Annotated in this window: 13 protein-coding genes and 1 pseudogene; 9 read left to right on the forward strand and 5 right to left on the reverse strand. The window is 71.6% G+C overall.

The window, feature by feature from the left end; translation table 11 throughout:
- Positions 1 to 109 precede the first annotated feature (109 nt).
- The 4 genes from ACIQI8_RS25160 to ACIQI8_RS25175 all read left to right on the forward strand — a co-directional run bounded on the left by ACIQI8_RS25160 (position 110) and on the right by ACIQI8_RS25175 (position 3,597).
- Positions 110 to 1,051, forward strand: a complete 942-nt coding sequence (locus tag ACIQI8_RS25160; protein ID WP_402354730.1) for a Zn-ribbon domain-containing OB-fold protein — start codon at positions 110 to 112, stop codon at positions 1,049 to 1,051.
- Entirely contained in the window at positions 1,048 to 2,097 is a 1,050-nt protein-coding gene (locus tag ACIQI8_RS25165) for a thiolase domain-containing protein (protein WP_402354732.1), read from the forward strand. Before ACIQI8_RS25160 ends, ACIQI8_RS25165 begins: the two co-directional genes overlap by 4 nt.
- The gene (locus ACIQI8_RS25170) at positions 2,094 to 3,260 is read left to right on the forward strand and encodes a thiolase domain-containing protein (protein WP_402354734.1); all 1,167 of its coding nucleotides are present in this window, start codon (positions 2,094 to 2,096) and stop codon (positions 3,258 to 3,260) included. The genes ACIQI8_RS25165 and ACIQI8_RS25170 overlap by 4 nt, the downstream gene beginning before the upstream one ends.
- Before the next feature lie 94 nt (positions 3,261 to 3,354).
- Positions 3,355 to 3,597: a DUF397 domain-containing protein gene (locus tag ACIQI8_RS25175; RefSeq protein WP_124001278.1), complete on the forward strand. Its 243-nt coding sequence runs from the start codon at positions 3,355 to 3,357 to the stop codon at positions 3,595 to 3,597.
- A 93-nt stretch (positions 3,598 to 3,690) separates the two neighbouring features.
- On the opposite strand, the pseudogene ACIQI8_RS25180 reads toward ACIQI8_RS25175, so the two are convergent.
- Positions 3,691 to 3,975, reverse strand: a pseudogene (locus ACIQI8_RS25180) (calcium-binding protein); the annotation flags it as partial.
- A 295-nt stretch (positions 3,976 to 4,270) separates the two neighbouring features.
- Between ACIQI8_RS25180 and ACIQI8_RS25185 the strand changes: the two are divergent.
- Together ACIQI8_RS25185 and ACIQI8_RS25190 are read left to right on the forward strand one after the other, a co-directional pair.
- Complete coding sequence (locus ACIQI8_RS25185; RefSeq protein ID WP_402354737.1) at positions 4,271 to 7,153, forward strand: ATP-binding protein; 2,883 nt, start codon at positions 4,271 to 4,273, stop codon at positions 7,151 to 7,153.
- 37 nt (positions 7,154 to 7,190) lie between these two features.
- Entirely contained in the window at positions 7,191 to 7,688 is a 498-nt protein-coding gene (locus ACIQI8_RS25190) for a hypothetical protein (protein ID WP_124001281.1), read from the forward strand.
- A gap of 4 nt (positions 7,689 to 7,692) precedes the next feature.
- Here the strand turns inward: ACIQI8_RS25190 and ACIQI8_RS25195 are convergent, their stop codons facing one another.
- Both ACIQI8_RS25195 and ACIQI8_RS25200 read right to left on the reverse strand, forming a co-directional pair.
- Complete coding sequence (locus ACIQI8_RS25195) at positions 7,693 to 9,657, reverse strand: N-acetylmuramoyl-L-alanine amidase (RefSeq protein ID WP_402354739.1); 1,965 nt, start codon at positions 9,655 to 9,657, stop codon at positions 7,693 to 7,695.
- Between the two features lie 277 nt (positions 9,658 to 9,934).
- Positions 9,935 to 11,077 carry an aminoglycoside phosphotransferase family protein gene (locus ACIQI8_RS25200; protein WP_402354741.1) on the reverse strand — a complete coding sequence of 381 codons (1,143 nt, stop codon included), beginning with the start codon at positions 11,075 to 11,077 and terminating at the stop codon, positions 9,935 to 9,937.
- A 232-nt stretch (positions 11,078 to 11,309) separates the two neighbouring features.
- Here ACIQI8_RS25200 and ACIQI8_RS25205 point away from each other — a divergent pair, with 232 nt between their 5' ends.
- A complete protein-coding gene (locus ACIQI8_RS25205) occupies positions 11,310 to 12,800 on the forward strand; it encodes a hypothetical protein (RefSeq protein ID WP_402354743.1) in 1,491 nt (496 codons plus the stop codon).
- A 73-nt stretch (positions 12,801 to 12,873) separates the two neighbouring features.
- Here the strand turns inward: ACIQI8_RS25205 and ACIQI8_RS25210 are convergent, their stop codons facing one another.
- Positions 12,874 to 14,304 (reverse strand): PP2C family protein-serine/threonine phosphatase, encoded by a 1,431-nt coding sequence (locus ACIQI8_RS25210; protein ID WP_402354744.1) that lies wholly within the window; start codon positions 14,302 to 14,304, stop codon positions 12,874 to 12,876.
- Between the two features lie 384 nt (positions 14,305 to 14,688).
- On the opposite strand from ACIQI8_RS25210, the gene ACIQI8_RS25215 reads away from it, so the two are divergent.
- Entirely contained in the window at positions 14,689 to 15,102 is a 414-nt protein-coding gene (locus ACIQI8_RS25215; RefSeq protein ID WP_402354746.1) for an SsgA family sporulation/cell division regulator, read from the forward strand.
- Between the two features lie 143 nt (positions 15,103 to 15,245).
- On the forward strand, positions 15,246 to 17,270 hold the full coding sequence (locus ACIQI8_RS25220; protein ID WP_402354748.1) for a phosphocholine-specific phospholipase C: 2,025 nt from the start codon (positions 15,246 to 15,248) through the stop codon (positions 17,268 to 17,270).
- Here the strand turns inward: ACIQI8_RS25220 and ACIQI8_RS25225 are convergent.
- Positions 17,260 to 18,285 (reverse strand): Gfo/Idh/MocA family protein, encoded by a 1,026-nt coding sequence (locus ACIQI8_RS25225; protein WP_402354750.1) that lies wholly within the window; start codon positions 18,283 to 18,285, stop codon positions 17,260 to 17,262. The two genes, ACIQI8_RS25220 and ACIQI8_RS25225, sit on opposite strands and share 11 nt — an antisense overlap.
- Positions 18,286 to 18,315: the final 30 nt, after the last annotated feature.

Here is an 18,315-nt window from a genome sequence, read left to right on the forward strand (position 1 = left end):
GGAAGCTGCAGGCCGTCCGTGGCTGGTCGCGCAGTTCCCCGCACCCCTGGGTCCTGCACACTCACCGCCCGTTCCCAGTACGCCTACCTTCTGAGGAGGCACGCCCCCGATGCCCGAACTTCTCAAAGCTCCCCTCGCCGTCGAGTTTCCCTTCACCCGTTCCGTCGGGCCTGTCCAGAGCGCCTTCCTGACCGGTCTGCGCGAACGCGTCCTGCTCGGAGTGAAGACCGTCGACGGGCGCGTCCTCGTCCCGCCCGTCGAGTACGACCCCGTCACCGCCGACGAGATCCGGGACCTCGTCGAAGTGGGATCCACCGGCACGGTCACCACCTGGGCCTGGAATCACGAACCCCGGCGCGGGCAGCCCCTCGACACGCCGTTCGCGTGGGTCCTGGTCCGGCTCGACGGTGCCGACACCGCTCTGCTGCACGCCCTGGACGCCCCCGATGCCGACGCCGTGCACACCGGAATGCGGGTCCGGGTCCGCTGGGCCGAGGAACGCACCGGTGCCATCACCGACATCGCCTGCTTCGAGCCGTACGACGGAGAAGCGGAGCAACCGGCGGGCCACAGTGGTGAGTTCGAGGACGCGATCACCGGGATCATCGCCGCCGCTCGGCTCGACTACACCTACTCGCCCGGCCGCGCCCAGTCCGCGTACATCCACGCGCTGTCCGACCGGCGCATGGTCGGCGAGCGCTGCCCGTCCTGCCGGAAGGTGTACATCCCGCCGAGGGGCGCGTGCCCCACCTGCGGGGTCGCCACCTCGGAGCAGGTGGAAGTGGGGCCCCGCGGCACGGTCACCACCTTCTGCATCGTCAACATCAAGGCGAAGAACCTGGACATCGAAGTCCCTTACGTCTACGCCCACATCGCCCTCGACGGCGCCGACCTCGCGCTGCACGCCCGGATCGGTGGCATCGGGTACGACCAGGTGCGGATGGGGCTGCGCGTCGAGCCGGTGTGGACCGACGGCTCCCGTTTCCCCGACCACTACCGGCCCACCGGCGAGCCCGACGCGGAGTACGACACCTACAAGGAGCTGCTGTGACGCGTGACATCGCGGTCGTCGCCTTCGCCCAGACCGACCACCGGCGCACCAGCGACGAGGTCTCCGAGGTGGAGATGCTCATGCCGGTGCTGCACGCCGTACTCGACCAGACCCGCCTCAAGACCGCCGACATCGGCTTCACCTGCTCCGGCTCCAGCGACTACCTGGCCGGCCGCGCCTTCTCCTTCACCCTCGCCCTCGACGGCGTCGGCGCCTGGCCCCCGATCTCCGAGTCGCACGTCGAGATGGACGGCGCGTGGGCCCTGTACGAGGCCTGGACCAAGCTCCTCACCGGGGACGCCGACACCGCGCTCGTCTACTCCTACGGCAAGTCCTCGCCGGGATCGGTGCGCGATGTCCTGACCCGGCAGCTGGACCCGTACTACGTCGCCCCCTTGTGGCCCGACTCCGTGGCCCTCGCCGCCCTCCAGGCGCAGGCACTCATCGACGCGGGGGACACCGACGAACCCGCCCTCGCCGCCGTCGCCGCCCGCAGCCGCGCAGACGCGACCGCCAACTCCCATGCACAGCTGAAGGGTTCGGTCCCGCAGGGCGACTATCTCGTACGCCCGCTCCGTACCGGCGACTGCCCGCCCATCGGTGACGGAGCCGCCGCCGTGATCCTCGCGGCGGGGGAGCGGGCCAGGGAACTGTGCGAGCGGCCCGCCTGGATCCGCGGAATCGATCATCGCATCGAGGCGCACGGTCTCGGTGTGCGCGACCTGACCGACTCGCCCTCCACCCGGCTCGCGGCCGAACGGGCCGGTGTCTTCGAACGGCCCGTCGACACCGCTGAGTTGCACGCGCCGTTCACTTCGCAGGAGGTCGTCCTGCGCAAGGCGCTGCGGCTCGACGACGGCGTGCGGGTCAATCCGTCCGGCGGGGCGCTCGCCGCCAACCCGATCATGGCCGCCGGTCTGCTGCGGATCGGCGAGGCCGCGGCCGGCATCCACCGGGGTGAGTCCGACCGGGCGCTCGCCCACGCCACCTCCGGGCCCTGTCTGCAACAGAACCTGGTCGCCGTACTCGAAGGGGATCCCCGATGAGCAAGGAGCCCGTGGCCGTCGTAGGCGTCGGCCAGACCAAGCACGTGGCGGCCCGACGGGATGTGTCGATCGCCGGACTCGTCCGGGAGGCGGCCAAACGCGCCCTGGACGACGCCGAGTTGACCTGGGCCGACATCGACGCCGTCGTCATCGGCAAGGCGCCCGACTTCTTCGAGGGCGTCATGATGCCGGAGCTGTACCTCGCCGACGCGCTGGGAGCCGTGGGCAAGCCCATGCTGCGGGTGCACACCGCCGGATCGGTGGGCGGGTCGACGGCCCTGGTCGCCGCGAACCTCGTCGCGGCCCGCGTGCACGGCACGGTGCTCACGCTCGCCTTCGAGAAGCAGTCCGAGTCCAACGCCATGTGGGGCCTGTCCCTGCCCATCCCCTTCCAGCAGCCCCTGCTCGCCGGAGCCGGCGGCTTCTTCGCGCCGCACGTGCGCGCGTACATGCGACGCACCGGCGCGCCCGACACGGTCGGCTCGCTGGTGGCGTACAAGGACCGGCGCAACGCGCTGAAGAACCCGTACGCGCATCTCCACGAGCACGACATCACCCTGGAGAAGGTCCAGGCCTCGCCGATGCTGTGGGACCCGATCCGCTACTCCGAGACCTGCCCGTCCTCCGACGGCGCCTGTGCCATGGTCCTCACCGACCGGGCGGGGGCGGCTCGGGCGCCCAGGCCGGCCGCCTGGATGCTCGGCGGGGCCATGCGCAGCGAGCCCACCCTGTTCGCGGGCAAGGACGCCGTGTCGCCGCAGGCCGGCAAGGACTGTGCCGCGGACGTGTACCGGCAGGCCGGGATATCCGATCCGCGCCGGGACATCGACGCCGTGGAGATGTACGTGCCGTTCTCCTGGTACGAGCCGATGTGGCTGGAGAACCTCGGCTTCGCCGACGAGGGCGAGGGCTGGAAGCTGACCGAGGCAGGGGTGACCGAGCTTGACGGCGATCTGCCCGTCAACATGTCGGGCGGAGTCCTGTCGACCAATCCCATCGGCGCCTCCGGCATGATCCGCTTCGCGGAGGCGGCTCTCCAGGTGCGCGGCCTTGCCGGAGAACACCAGGTGGAGGGCGCCAGGCGGGCGCTGGGGCACGCATATGGCGGCGGATCGCAGTTCTTCGCGATGTGGCTCGTGGGCTCGCAGCCGCCCACCTCCTGAAGGCCTCCCAAAAGGTCCCCCTCACGTGGCCTGTCGGCAGTCGTGACCGATCGCTAGGCTGGCCGCGGACGACGCAATCGGGAGGAGCACGGACGTGGCCGAGAGCACCATCCAGCAGCACCCACTCGTGGGCTGGGACAAGCCGGAGCTGGACCTCAGTGAGGCCGATTGGCACTCGAGCAGCCGTGGCCTGGGGGATGTCCAGATCGCCTTTGTCGAGGGATTCATCGCGATGCGCAACAGCGGCCGCCCGGAGAGCCCTTCCTTGATCTTCACCCCCGCGGAATGGGGCGCCTTCGTGTCCGGCGCGAGGGAAGGTGAATTCGACCTCACCTGAGCCGGCGGATTCTCCCCGAGCGGGCAGGTCCGCACGCACGGACGACTCCGGTCCGGCCTCCACCCACAGGGGTGGCGGCCGGACCGCGGGTGATCATGCCCGGGCGAGCAGCGGGTCGTACAGGGTCGACCGCTGTCGGCCGGACATGAAGGACAGGAAGTCCTTGACGAACGCGCTGCGGGTGCAGGCGCCGCCGGTGCCGGTGGTGTCGCGGTGGAACGCGGTCCGGAACAGGGCCCGGTACTCGTCCGCGTCGATCCGCTGACTGCCGTCCTTGTCGGTGACGTCGAAGAGAACCTCCGCCACTCTGATCAGCGCGGGTCCGGCCGGGGACGGAGCGGTCGAGGCGTACTCCTGGGCGCTGATGCGGCGTCCGCCGCCTCCGGGTGGTCGCCGCCTGTGCCTGCGGGGGCGGAGGAGGAGTGAGGGGGCGGGGTGGCGAAGAGGTGGCTGCCATCTGCGCCAACTCGCTGACCGGCACACGTACTTGGCCCTCTCCGGTAGACCTGCGGGCGCACGTCCCGTCGCCACGAACGGCACCTGGGAACCAGCCGCAACGTCTTCCGTGAAGATCGGCCGCACACATCCCGCGAGGCGTACTCTGAGCTGCCTGTAGGTCACGGTGCGCGCTCGCTCCCCGCGTGGGTGTACCGCCGTGGCAGGGGGTGCGACCATGGCGCAGCGCAGCGCACGGAGCGGCAGGACTCTGTTCGAACGCGAGAGTGAACTCGCGGCGGTCGACGAGGCGTTGGGCACGCTCACCGGCCTGCGCACGGACGGGGCAGAGCCGGCCGACCGCCCGCGCGGCGCTCTTCTCGCCGTCGCCGGACGGGCCGGCATCGGCAAGACCACCCTGCTCGCCGAGGTCCGCCGCCGGGCCGCCGCCCGCGGCTGCACCGTCCTGTCCGCCCGCGGCGGCGACCAGGAGCAGCGCGTCGCCTTCCACGTCGCCCGCCAACTGCTGCAGCCCCAGTTCGCCGGCTCGGCGGAGGCCGATCTCCGCGCTTCGATGGGCAGTTGGTACGACATCGTCGGCCCCGCCCTCGGTCTGTGCGCGCCCGCCCACGGTGCCCCGCCCGACCCGCAGGGCCTGAGCGACGGCCTGGACTGGGTGCTCACCCACCTCGCCGTGCAGCGTGCCCCGATGGCCCTCGTCCTCGACGACGCCCACTGGGCCGACCCCGAATCGCTGCGCTGGCTCGCCTCGTTCGCGCCCCGGGCCGAGCAACTCCCGCTGCTGATCGTCGTCGCCTACCGGCCCGACGAACTCCCCGACCACGCCGAGTCGTTCAGGGGACTGCCCGGACGCGCGGGCGGACGCCCGCTCGACCTGGAGCCGCTCAGCGCCTCCGCCGTCGCCCGCCTGGTCCGCGAGGCACTCGGCACGGACGCCGACGACGCCTTCTGCCGCGAGTGCTGGGCCGTCACCGCGGGCAACCCCTTCGAGACCGTCGAACTCCTCGCCAAGGTCCGCGACCGCGACCTGACCCCCACCGGCACCGGCGCCCACCTGCTGCGCGACCTCGCCGACGCCGTCAAGGGCAGCGGCCTGATCGCCCGCGTCGAGCGCCTGGGCACCTCCACCGTCCGCTTCGCCTGGGCCTGCGCCGTCCTCGGCACCGAGATCCATCCCGCCCTCGCCGCGGCCGTCGCCGGGCTCGGCCACGAGGAGGCCGCCGACGCCGCCGACGCCCTGCGCGACGCCCGCGTCCTCGCCGGCACCGCCACCCTGGAGTTCGTCCACCCGCTGATCGCCACCGCCGTCTACCGGGCCATCCCGCCGGGAGTCCGCGTCGCCCTGCACGGCCAGGCCGCCTGGTGCGTGGTCAACGACGGCCTCGGCCCCTCGGCCGCGGCCCGCCACCTCCTGGAGACCCACCCCGACGGCGATACCTGGGTCGTGCACCAACTGCGCGCCGCCGCCGAGGAGACCCTCCGGGCCGGCGCCCCCGACGCGGCCCGCCGCTACCTGGCCCGCGCCCTGCGCGAACCCCCGCCCTTCGAGGACCGGGCCGCCGTCCTGTACGAACTGGGCTCCGCCTCCCTGCTCACCGAACCGGCCACCACGGTCAACCACCTGCGCGCCGCCCTGGAGGAGCCGATCGGCGACCCCGACCTGCGGCACAACATCGTCTACCGGCTCTCCCAGGTCCTCGCCCACAGCGACCGCCTCGCCGAGTCCTCCGACACCCTCGCCCGCGAGATCCGCGTCACCGGTGACGCCCGCGTACGGCTGCGCATGCTCGCCGAGCAGTTCATGTGGGACGCCTTCCGCGCCGACGAACCCGACCACCCCTCCCGCTCCCGCCGCCTGACCAAGCTCGCCGACCGGCTCAAGGGACAGGACCTCACCGAGCGGTACATCATCGGGCTGCGGACCTGGGACGCCATCCTGCGCGGCGAACCCGCCCACGTCGCCCTCCACCACGCCGAACGCGCCCTGGCCGGCGGACTGCGCTGGGCGGAACCGGACCGCGGCTTCGAGGTGCCCGTCCTGGTCGCCCTCGCCTTCATGTACGCCGACCGCCCCGGCCGCACCGAGGAACTCTTCGCCGCGGGCATCGCCGAGTACGAACAGCAGGGCTGGCGCGGCGCCCACCTCTCCTTCGCCTACACGCTCCTCGCCTACCTCCGCTACCGCCGCGGACGGCTCGCCGAGGCCGAGGACTTCGTCCGCGCCGGGCTCAGGATCGCCGAGCGCGTCGGCCCCGGCACCCCGGCCCACTGGTACGCCGTCGGCATCCTCATCGAGGTCCTCCTCGCCCGCGGCCAGGTCGCCGAGGCCACCAGCACCGCCGAGCACTACTCCTTCGGACCGCCCTTCCCGGCCGCCGTCGTCTTCCCCGACTCCCAGACCGTGTACGGCGAACTCCTGCTCGCCCGCGGCCTGCACAAGGACGCGGCAGCCGAACTGGCCGCCGCCGGGCGCCGCTTGGACCCCCGAGGCATCCGCAACCCCTCCTGGTGCCCCTGGCAGCTCCACCTCGCCCGCGCCGAGAGCCCGGACGCCCCCGAACGCGCCGTCGCCACCGCCCTCGAAGCGGTCCTGCGCGCCCGCCAGTTCGGCGCCCCGTCCGCCATCGGCCAGGCCCTGCGCGCCGCCGCCGAGGTCTGCTCAGGATCGGCCCGCGTGAAGCACCTGGAAGAGGCCGTCACCCACCTGGAGCGCTCCCCGGCCGCCTACGAACTCGCCTGCGCCCTGGTCGACCTCGGCACCGAACTGCGCCGCACCGGCCGCCCCACCGAGGCCGCGGAACACCTCTACCGAGGCCTCGACGCGGCCGTCCAGTGCGGCGCCGACGGCCTGGTCGACGCGGCCCGCGCCGAACTCGTCGCCGCCGGACTGCGCCCCCGCCGCCTGCACAGCACCGAGACCGACACCCTCACCGCCCGCGAACGAGCCGCGGCCCAGCTGGCCGCCCAGGGCCGCACCGACGCCGACATCGCGAAGGATCTGCGCGTGGACGAACCGACGGCGGTACGCCTGCTGTCCGCGGTCTACCGAAAGATGGGTACGGAAGGCACCGGTCTCGCGGCGGCGCTGAGGCCGACCTGAGCCGCGCGACCCCCTCCCGGCCCCTTACCATGGGCGCATGTCGTTCCTCCGCCGCCGCAGCGCCACTCCCGCCGGGCCCGAATTCGACGTACTCGCCATGGACCCGGGCGACTGGCCCGGCAATCTGGGCGCCGGTCTGCTGCCCGCGCCCGACGGCAGCTGCCAGGGCGTCTTCCTGCGCTACGACCTGTTCGGCGGCCGCGGCCCCGCGATGATCATCGGCAACCTGCCCGAGGGATCCCCGGCCCGTGACGTCGCCGAGGGCGAGGTCCCCTTCGAGGTGGCCCAGCTGCTGGTCGCGCTGGAGAACGAGGAGGAGGTCACCGTCACGGGAGCCGAGGACATGCCCGTGATGCAGGGCGACAACCTGCTGATCGTGCGCCGGCTCAAGCTCTCCGAGAGCCGGATCTCCTGTGTGCAGTTCGACCGCAGCGACAACGTCCTGGTGACCATCGCCGCCTGGGACCGTCCCATCACGGACGACCTGTACGCCCTGCTGAAACCGCTCCCGGCGGAGCTGTTCCAGCAGGGCTGAGCGGCTACTTCCGCACCGGCACCACGTTCACGTCGGCCGCCCGCACGAACTCGACCCGGTGGCCGTACTGGATCTCGTAGTAGAGGTCCTTTCCGACCACGACCTTGTGCGAGTCGGTCGTGAAGGTGACCGCGTAGTAGTACTCGCCCGGCAGCTTGTCGCCGACGACGTACTTCTGGCCCGCCGGGATCGTGTACGGGAGCGGCGAGACCGCCTGTGCGGGGACGCCCGTCGGGTAGGCGGAGGACTCGGGGTAGGCGCGGCCGTAGACCGGGATGCTCGCGAGGCCGGGCTTCGGGGTCACCACCAGACCGCGCGCGCCGACCGCGACCGGGTCCTTCTTCGGGTTCTTGAACCAGGCCTTCTGACCCAGGTACCAGATCGCCGTCCAGTCCCCGTCCCGGTCAGCGACCGCGTACTGCTGGCCGGTGGAGACCCGGGACGACAGGTCGTTCACGTCGATGGTGGGTGTCGTGCCCAGGCCGATGTCCTTGATCAACGGGTAGGTCTCGCCGGGACCCGAGTACAGGCGGACCTCACCCGATCCGTGGGAGGCGCAGGGCTGGCCCTTGGTGACGCACCCCGTGTACGCGGGCTGGTTGGTGGCGTAGTCGGGGCGGATGGTGACCAGACCGGCCTTCTTGCCCGCGGTGGCCTTGAACGGGTGGCCCAGCAGGTCGAAGTAGTGGCGCCAGTCCCAGTAGGGGCCGGGGTCCGTGTGCATGCCGGGGACGGTCGACGTGGTCGGGCCCGGCACGTTGTCGTGGCCGAGGATGTGCTGCCGGTCCAGCGGGACGCGGTACTTCGCGGAGAGGTACTTCACCAGGCGGGCCGAGGAGCGGTACATCGCCTCCGTGTACCAGGCGTCCGGCGCGGCCAGGAAGCCCTCGTGCTCCAGACCGATCGACTTGGCGTTGATGTACCAGTTGCCCGCGTGCCAGGCCACGTCCTTGGCCTTCACGTGCTGGGCGATCAGACCGTCCGTGGAGCGCAGCGTGTAGTTCCAGGAGACGTAGGTCGGGTCCTGGACCAGATTCAGTACGCCGTCCCAGGCGCCCTCGGTGTCGTGGATGACGATGTACTTGATGCTCTGCGACGCGGGGCGGTTGCCCAGGTCGTGGTTGCCGTAGTCGTTGTCCCCGAACTCCTCGTACGGCGCCGGGATCCACTCGCAGGACACCGACTTCGGGCACTCGGTGCCGGCCGCGGAGAGGGTGCGCAGGCCGGTCCGCCGCAACTGGGCGGTGTCGGGGGCGAGATCCGGCTGGGCGGCCAGCGCGATCTGCTGGCCCGCGTCGGTGGTGCGCTCCTCGCCGGTGCGGAGCACGTCGTAGACGTCGTTCGCGTACGCGGCTGCCGTGGCGGTGTCGTCCGCGCCGGAGAAGCGGGCCACCGCTCCGTACCAGTCGGCCGGGTCGGCGCTGAGGGGTTCGCCCAGCTTCCGCTGCGCGTCGGCCAGGAGCGCGGCGCCGCCTGCCACGTTGGCCGCGGGGTCCATGCGCAGCTCGGCCTGGCTCAGTCCGCTCAGGTCGGCGGCCTTGGTCAAGGTCTTGAGGCGGGCCGGGAGTTCGGAGTTCGCCGGCACCTTCGTCTCGGGGTGCAGGGCGGCGCGTGCGCTGTCGCCGCGGGCGTCCTCCGCGCCCTCGCTGTGGTGCGAGGCCGTGGCGAGCGCGGTGCGGGCGTCGGTGAGATGCATCGGGCCGTAGCCGCCGGAGACGCTCGGCGCCCCGGCGTGCGCGTCCCAACGGGACTGGAGATAGGAGACGCCGAGCAGCACGCTCTGCGGCACGTGGTACTCGGCGGCGGCCGAGGCGAACGCAAGCTGCAGCCGGTCCGCGGAGGACCCGGCGCCGGCCGCGGGGGCCGCGCCGATCAGGGGCAGCAGCAGGGCCGCCGAGGCGAGGGCGCCCGCGGTCCTGCGGGCGCGTCTGTTGCCGGGCGTGGACGTGGAGTCGGGGGCGGAACGCAAGGCAGCCTCCTGGGACGAACGAGCGTGGCGGGGCGTGCAGGGCCGGGCGGTGGCTCAGTGGTATCGGCTCTCAGACGATCCGTCAATCATGCCCAGGGCAACCAGATTTCCCACGTCAACACGAGGGCAAAGGAGTTTCTCGGTGGCGACTCGCGGGCCTGCGACGCGTCAGTGGCGTATACCAATGGGCGCGGGAGCGGAGAGGGCGAATCGCTCGGGGCATACGAAAATCCGCGGTGCGCCGCCGCTGTGGGCGCACCGCGGAGCTTCGTCCCCGTCAGCGAGTGCCGACCGCCGCGCGCACGGCCCGGCGGGCCAGCTGGCAGTCGTCGTGCAGCCGCCTCAGCAGCAGCCGCTGTTCCTCGCCGGACGGCGCAGCGCCCGGGTGGGCCGCTCCCGGTGCCGCCGGGGTCGAGTCGTGCATCGAACGCTGCACGGCCGTCTCGTAGGTCCGGATCTCACGGGTCAGGACGAGCATCAGGTTCACCAGGAACGCGTCCCGGGAGGCGGGGCCCGCCGACTGCGCGAGCTGACTGATCTGCCGGCGGGCCACCGGTGCGTCGCCGAGGACCGACCAGAGTGTCGCCAGGTCGTATCCGGGCAGGTACCAGCCCGCGTGCTCCCAGTCCACCAGCACTGGACCGGCCGGGGACAGGAGAATGTTCGACAGCAAAGCGTCGCCGTGGCAGAACTGGCCCATGCCCTGGCGGCCCGCCGAGTGCGCGATGCCGTGCAGCAGCTTCTGCAGATCGCCCATGTCCCGGTCGGTGAGCAGGCCCAGCTCGTGGTAGCGGGAGATACGGGCCGCGTAGTCCAGCGGGGCGTCGAACGTGCCGGCCGGTGGCCGCCAGGCGTTCAGCCGGCAGATCGCGCCGAAGGCCGCCCGGATGTCCGCGCGGGGCGGGGCCTCGGCGGGGTGGCGCTGGAGTGCCGCCACCCGTCCCGGCATCCGCTCGATCACCAGCGTGCAGTTGTCCGGGTCCGCCGCGATCAGACGGGGGACGCGCACGGGTGGGCGGTGCCGGACGAACGAGCGGTAGGCGGCTATTTCATGACGGATCCGCTCCGCCCAGGCGGGGGAGTGGTCCAGTAAACACTTGGCGACGGCCGTGCTGCGCCCGGTCGTGCCGACCAGGAGCACCGAGCGTCCGCTGCGGCGCAGCACCTGGACCGGAGCGAACTCCGGGCAGATCCGGTGCACCGACGCGAGCGCCGTGCGCAGCTGGGCGCCCTGGGGGCCGGACAAGTCGAGTCTCCCGCTGAGCGGTTGGGTGCCGAGCCCCGGAACACGCCGCGTCCGGCCCGCGCCGAGTGCGGGGGCCGCGGGACGCGCGGCGGGGTCGAGGTAGGGGCCACTGCCCGCCGGGCGGGGGTGCAGCGACCGGGGTGGGGCGGACACGGAGGACGATGCTGCGTACATGGGCGAAACAGATCCCTTCGTGTGCCTGCGACGACGATGCGCAGCCCGGCCCGGTCCCTCGGATGCACCCTGGGGAATGTCCCTCGGTGACCGGGTCGGGGTGGCGCGTTCCTACCTGACACCAGATGTGCAGTGGCACACCATCTGGCGCACCCTGGCGAACCCTGGCGAATAGTCGCCCGGCAACGTGCACCGGGCTATGTTCAAGTCAGCCGAGAACCTGGGGGCTTACGTGAGCGGACAACCCAACTCCCGCTTGTCGGACCTGTTCGGCCTGGCCGGCTGGTCCAAGGGTGAGCTCGCGAGACTGGTCAACCGGCAGGCGGCGGCCATGGGCCACCCCCAGCTGTCGACCGACACTTCGCGAGTGCGGCGGTGGATCGACACGGGCGAGATCCCGCGCGATCCGGTGCCGCGGGTGTTGGCGGCTCTGTTCACCGAGCGTCTCGGCCGTGTCGTGACCATCGAGGACCTCGGTCTGGTCCGGCACGGGCGTGCGGGGAGACGGCAGGACGGCGGGAGCGCTGAACATCCCGACGGTGTGCCGTGGGCGCCCGAGCGAACCGCCGCGGTCCTCACCGAATTCACGGGAATGGACCTCATGCTCAACCGACGCGGCTTGGTGGGCGCGGGTGCCGCGCTCGCCGCGGGATCCGCACTCACCAGTGCCATGTACGACTGGCTGCACTCCGATCCGGCCCTCGCGGCCGACGCCCCCCGTTTCGACGATCCCCTGCACGCCGACCCCGCTGGGTTCGACCGCTATGAGGCCGCCCCCATCGGGTCGCAGGAGATCGAGGAACTGGAGCGCTCGGTAGAGGTGTTCCGGGCCTGGGACGCGGCCCGCGGGGGCGGGCTGCAACGCAAGGCGGTGGTAGGCCAGCTCAACGAGGTGGGCGGCATGCTCGCCTACCGTCACCCCGACCATCTCCAGCGGCGCCTGTGGGGCGTCGCTGCCAATCTCGCCGTCCTCGCGGGCTGGATGTCGCACGACGTCGGCCTCGAACCCACGGCCCAGAGGTACTTCGTCATCGCCGCCCACGCGGCGCGCGAAGGCGGTGACCGGCCCCGCGCCGGCGAGGCGCTCTCCCGAGCGGCCCGCCAGATGGTGCACCTCGGCCGGCCCGACGACGCGCTGGACCTGATGAACCTCGCCAAGTCCGGCTCCGGGGAAGAAGTGCTGCCCCGCACCAGGGCGATGCTCTACACCATCGAGGCCTGGGCACAGGCCTCGATGGGCAAGGGCCAGGCGATGCGACGCACCCTCGGCCAGGCCGAGGACCTCTTCGTCTCCGACGGGGCGGACGTGCCGCCGCCCAGCTGGATGCAGATGTTCAAGGAGGAGGACCTGTACGGCATGCAGGCGCTGGCCTACCGCACCCTGGCCGAGCACGATCCGAGCGCCGCCGCGCATGCCCAGCACTACGCGGAGAAGGCCCTGGCCCTGCGGGTCGACGGGCGGCAGCGCTCGAAGATCTTCGACTTCCTGTCGATGGCCTCCGCCTGCTTCATCGCCGACGACCCGGAACAGGCCGACCGCTACGCACGCCTGGCCCTGATGTCGATGGGATCCAACTCCTCCCACCGCACCTGGGACCGGCTGCGCCAGATGTACCGGCTCACCGCCGAGTACTCGAGCTACCCGAAGATCAGCGAGCTGCGGGAGGAGATCAAACTGGCGCTGCCGAAGCGGGTGAGCGGAGGCAACAGCGCACGGGCATAGGGGGTTTGTGCGCTGAAGCTGAACAAGTGACCAAGCCGGCCATGCGCCTACGACGTCCGGTACGTCGCCTTGCCTACGACGTCACCTTGGCGACGAGCAGGCACGCGTCGTCCTCGCGCCCGGATCCGCCGAACTCCTCCACGACCATCCGCACGCAGTCCTGTGCGGTGTGCGCCGCGTCGAAGCGCGGGGCCAGGTCGAGGAGTTGTTCCGCGGTCTCCGTGCGGCTGCGTCCGGGCACCAGCCCGTCGGTGTGCAGCAGGAGCAGGTCACCGACGGCGAGGGTCTCTTCCGCCTGCGTGTAGTGGGCGCCGGAGGTCGCGCCGAGCAGGACGCCGTCCGCTGCGTGCAGTGTGCGCCCCGTCCCGTTGCGGAACAGCAGCGGGGCGGGGTGTCCTGCCCGGGCCCAGGTGAGGGTGCGGGTCTCCGGGCGGTAGCGGCAGCAGACCGCGCTGCCCAGGGCCGGCTGGACGGTGGCGTCGAGTAACTGGTTGAGCAGGGACAGCAGTTGGCCCGGTTCGGTGCCCGACATGGCCATGCCCCGTACGGCGCCCAGCAGCATCGCCATGCCCGAGGCGACGGCGACGCCGTGTCCGGTGAGGTCGCCGACGCTCAACAGCGTCTGTCCGTCCGACAGTTGGAGCGCGTCGTACCAGTCGCCGCCGATCAGCGCGCTCGTCGAGGACGGCAGCTGGTGCGCCGCCAGGTCGAGGGTCCCTGGGCCCTGCTGGACCAGGCGCGGGGAGCCGCGCCACGGCGGGAGCACGGCCTCCTGCAGTTCGACCGCGAGCCGTTGCTCGGTCCGGGCACGCCGTTCCTGGTCCGTGAGCGAGTCACGGGTCTCGCTCACCGCCCGCTGGCTGCGCCGCAGTTCGCTGACGTCCCGCAGGACGGCCCACATCGAGACCGTGCTGCCGTCGGCGTCGAGCACGGGCTCGCCCATCATGTGCACGGTCCGCACCTCGCCGTCCGGGTGGACGACACGGAACTCCCCGTCTATGGGTTTGGCGTCGACCAGACAGCTCGTGACCATCGCCGTCAGCCCGGCCCGATCCTCGTCGAGCACCACGGAGGGCAGTTCGTCGAGGGTCAGCGGCGGGGCCTCGGGGTCGCGGCCGAGGATCTGGTAGAGCTCGCCGGACCAACTCGCCTCGTCCGTCAGCAGGTTCCACTCGGCGCTGCCCACCCGGCTGAGGAGCGAGCCGCGCCGGGGAGCGGGCGGCACGGCCCGTATCTGGGAGCCCGCCTCGGCGGTGTGCGGTGCCTGCGGAAGGCCGTCCCGCAGTTGCGCCAAGTGCGCGTCGAGGTCGTTGAGTTGGTGCAACGCCAGGTCGTAGACCGCGCGCTCCCAGCGCTCCCTGGGCTCCGCTGCGTCGCCGCGCGCGTCCCGTCGTACGGCGTCCACCTCGCCCTTGAGCCGTCGCGTCTGCGATATCAGCGCGTCGACCGAACCGCTTTCCGGCGGCTGGGCGGCTGGGTGATCCGCAGAGAGAGGGGACGACATGACGCACTCCGATGCGGGGACGGTACGGCCGGGGCTGACGGAGGGACGGTTACGACTGTCGCACAGCCCGCGACGCGCTGTAAGGGATTTGGCAACACACGATGCGGTGGTGCTTCTGGCATATGCCAGCGTCTTCACGGATGGGTCGTGCCGCGCGGCTGCGGTACGCCGTTGGACGGTCAAGTCGTAGGCGGCGTACGCGACTTGAGGGGCCGCCGTGGATGTCGGGTGGACATTCAGGCGTGCGTTCGATGGTCTCTTGTTCTGGAGGATCTGACCAGAGGATCCGGTGCGCCTGAGTCCGTTTGGGTCGTGTGATGCAGGTCACAGAAATTAGGAAGCGCTTCGACGTAATGCAAACGGCACCTTCGGGGTCGTAACAGCATGGACATCACTCTTGAGCAGCCCGCCCGCGGTCGACTGATCACTGCTGAGGAACAGGAGCTGCCCGTTCCCGCCACCTTCCGCTACAGCTCCACGGACCCCCTCGCCGTACATGTCGAGTTCCCACCGGACGTCTCACTGGACGGCACCGGGGTCACCTGGACCTTCGGACGCTCCCTCCTGGAGGAGGGGCTGCGCGGTCCGGCAGGCGGTGGTGACGTGCACATCTGGCCCTGCGGCCGGGCCCGTACGGTCCTGGAGTTCCACTCGCCCTTCGGTCTCGCTCTGCTCCAGTTCGACACCGACGCACTGCGGCGCTTCCTGCTGCGGACGTACGCCGTGGTGGCGGCCGGCGAGGAGGACCTCGACGCGGCCGTGGACCGCGGGATCAGTGCCCTGTTCGGCAATGTCTGATCCGGTGGCGCCAGGCGCCGCCTGAGCCGCTTTGACTTTTGTTCATCTCCGGCTCATCGCGCGGGTCTGGACCCTGACGATCACCCCGTGCACCCTTGCGCGCGGTGTGCCGCAGGGGCATGCCGGTGACGAGGGCGGGGCGAATGACACCGATCAGCCGAAGAGGCTTCGTGGGGCTCGGCGCCACCGTGGCGGCGGGCATGGCAGTGGGCGCCACGACCCGTACGGCGACCGCGGCCCGGAGCGCGGCGACCGGCACGATCTCGGACGTCAAGCACGTGGTGATCCTCATGCAGGAGAACCGCAGCTTCGACCACTACTTCGGACGTCTCAAGGGTGTCCGCGGCTTCGCCGACCGCAGCGGCATCACGCTCGGCGGCGGGTACCCGGTCTTCGACCAGCCCAGCGGCGCCGGCCGCCAGTACCCCTGGAAGCTCAGCGCCACCCCGGCCGCGGGCGGCGCGGACGGCGAGACCCTCGCCCAGTGCAACGGCGATCTGCCGCACTCCTGGTCCTCGCAGCACTCCGCCTGGAACAAGGGCCGGCTCGACAACTGGGTCTCCGGAGTGGGGAACGTACGCTCCCTCGGCTACCTGGACCGCTCCGACATCCCCTTCCACTACGCGCTCGCCGACACCTACACGATCTGCGACGCCTACTTCTGCTCCACGCTCAGCGCGACCGGCCCCAACCGCACCTATCTGTGGAGCGGCAAGGTCGACTCCGCCAGCTACGACGGCGGCGACGAGTCCGGCCTCACCTGGCAGAACTACGCCGAGGCGCTGCAGAGCGCGGGGGTGAGCTGGAAGGTCTACCAGAACGCGCAGGACAACTACGGCGACAACGCCTGCGCCTACTTCAAGAAGTTCGCCTCCGCCAAGGCGGGTGACCCCCTCTACGACCGCGGCATGTCCTCCGTCCCCAAGGTGACGGGCTCGACCCCCGACGACATCGCCGCCGCGATCAAGGCGGACGTCGTCGCCGGCACCCTCCCGCAGGTCTCCTGGGTGGTCCCCAACCAGGCCTTCTCCGAGCACCCCTACGCCCCGCCCGGCGACGGCGCCCACTTCGTGAACCTCGTCTACCAGGCCCTCGCCGCCGACCAGGACGTCTTCGACTCCACCGTCCTGTTCCTCAACTACGACGAGAACGACGGCTACTTCGACCACGTCCCGCCCCCGGCCCCGCCCGCCGGCACCGCGGGGGAGTTCCTGGGCGGCGTGCCGTACGGATTCGGCTTCCGCGTCCCGATGATCGTCATCTCGCCCTGGACACGCGGCGGTTGGGTCTCCTCGGAGGTCTTCGAGCACACCTCGGTGCTGCGCTTCCTGGAGACCTGGACGACCGCGCTGGGCAATCCGGCTCCCTGCCCCAACATCAGCGCCTGGCGCCGCAAGGTGAGCGGCGACCTGACCGGAGTCTTCGACTTCGCCCACCCGGTGTACGGCTCCGTGGCGCTCCCCGCGACAAGCGTCATCGGCTACGCCACCTGCGGCCCGCTGCCCAACCCGGTGCCCACGACCAACGCCCTGCCCGCCCAGGAGTCCGGCACCCGGCCCGCCCGCGCCCTGCCGTACCAGCCCAACGGTTACCTGGACCGGCTGGAGTTCGGCACCGGCGGCAAGATCCTCGCCTGGTTCGCGATGGCCAACCAAGGAGGTGCGGCGAGGAGCGCCGCCCACCTCTCGATCCACCCCAACGCCTACCGCGACACCACGCCGTGGCAGTACACGGTCGACCCCGGCGGCACGGCCTCCGACTACTTCAACATCGGCTCGGGGTACGGCGACGGGAAGTACGACCTCACGATGGTCGGCCCCAACCGCTTCCTGCGCCGCTTCGAGGGCGACGCCACGAAGGCGGGCAAGTCGGTGGAGGTGGGCGCCCGTTACGCCGTCGAATCAGGCACCGGCAAGCTCGCCCTCTGGCTCCGGATGGCCAACTCGGGTACCGCGCCGGTGAAGTTCACGATCACGGCGAACCAGCACCGCACGGACGGGCCGTGGACGTACACCGTTCCCGCGGGCGGAGCGACGGAGGACTACTTCAACGCCGTCGCCCACCAGAACGGTTGGTACGACGTCACGGTCACCGTCGACTCCGACACCACCTGGTCGCGCCGGTTCACCGGACATCTGGAGTCGGGCGCGACGAGCGTCAGCGGCTGAACCCGGCGTAGAGATCCGGGCGTTGGGCCAGGTCGACGGCCGTGCGGTCGCCGGTCTCCAGCGCCCGGACCCCGGCCTCGGCGACCACGGAGGCCGCGTAGCCGTCCCACGCGCTCGGACCGGTGACCTGTCCGCGCCGGGTGGCGTCCACCCAGGACTGGACCTCGCGGTCGTAGGCGTCGGCGAAGCGCACGAGGTAGTCCTGGGGGACCTCCTCGCCGGCGGTCCCCCCGGCGGTGACCAGCATCGCGCGCTCCTCGCCGATCCGCGCGCTGCCCGCCTCGCAGACGGCCTCGCAGCGGACCTGGTAGCCGAAGCCGCAGTTGACGAACACCTCGACGTCGACCAGGGCGCCCCCCTCGGTCTCGAAGAGCACGAACTGCGGATCCAGCAGGCCCTCGGGCGCTCCGGCGGCGGAGCGGGGGCGCAGCACGGTCACGGCGGTGAGCTCCTGGCCGAGCAGCCAGCGGGCCGCGTCGATCTCGTGCGAGACGGAACTGTTGATCAGCATCGCCGAGGTGAAGCCCGGCGGGGAGGAGACGTTGCGGTGGGTGCAGTGCAGCATGAGCGGACGCCCCAACCTGCCGTCGTCCAGCAGGGACTTGAGGCGCCGGTACTCGGCGTCGTAGCGCCGCATGAACCCGATCTGGGCGAGCCGTCGGCCCAGGCGCGCCTCGGCCTCCACCACGCGCAGCGCACCGACGGAGTCCGGGACCATGGGCTTCTCGCACAGCACCGGCAACCCTCGGGCGAAGGCCGCGAGCAGCGCCTCCTCGTGCGCCGGGCCAGGGGAGGCGATCAGGACGGCCTCCACGCCGGGTGCGTCCAGCGCGGCCTCCGGGTCCGGGTGGACGGAGACACCTTCGAGGCCGGCCACCGCCGCCTTCGCGGACGTGAGGTCGGGATCGGCCACGGCGGCGACCCTGGCCCCGCTCACCACGCGGTCGAGGCGTCGGATGTGGTCGGCCCCCATGTGCCCAGCGCCCAGTACCGCGATGCCCAACAGGTCACCCACGTGCGCACTTCCTCTCCGTCGACGGTCCCG

The sequence above is a fragment of the Streptomyces sp. NPDC092369 genome, assembly GCF_044755245.1.
Taxonomy (GTDB): domain Bacteria; phylum Actinomycetota; class Actinomycetes; order Streptomycetales; family Streptomycetaceae; genus Streptomyces.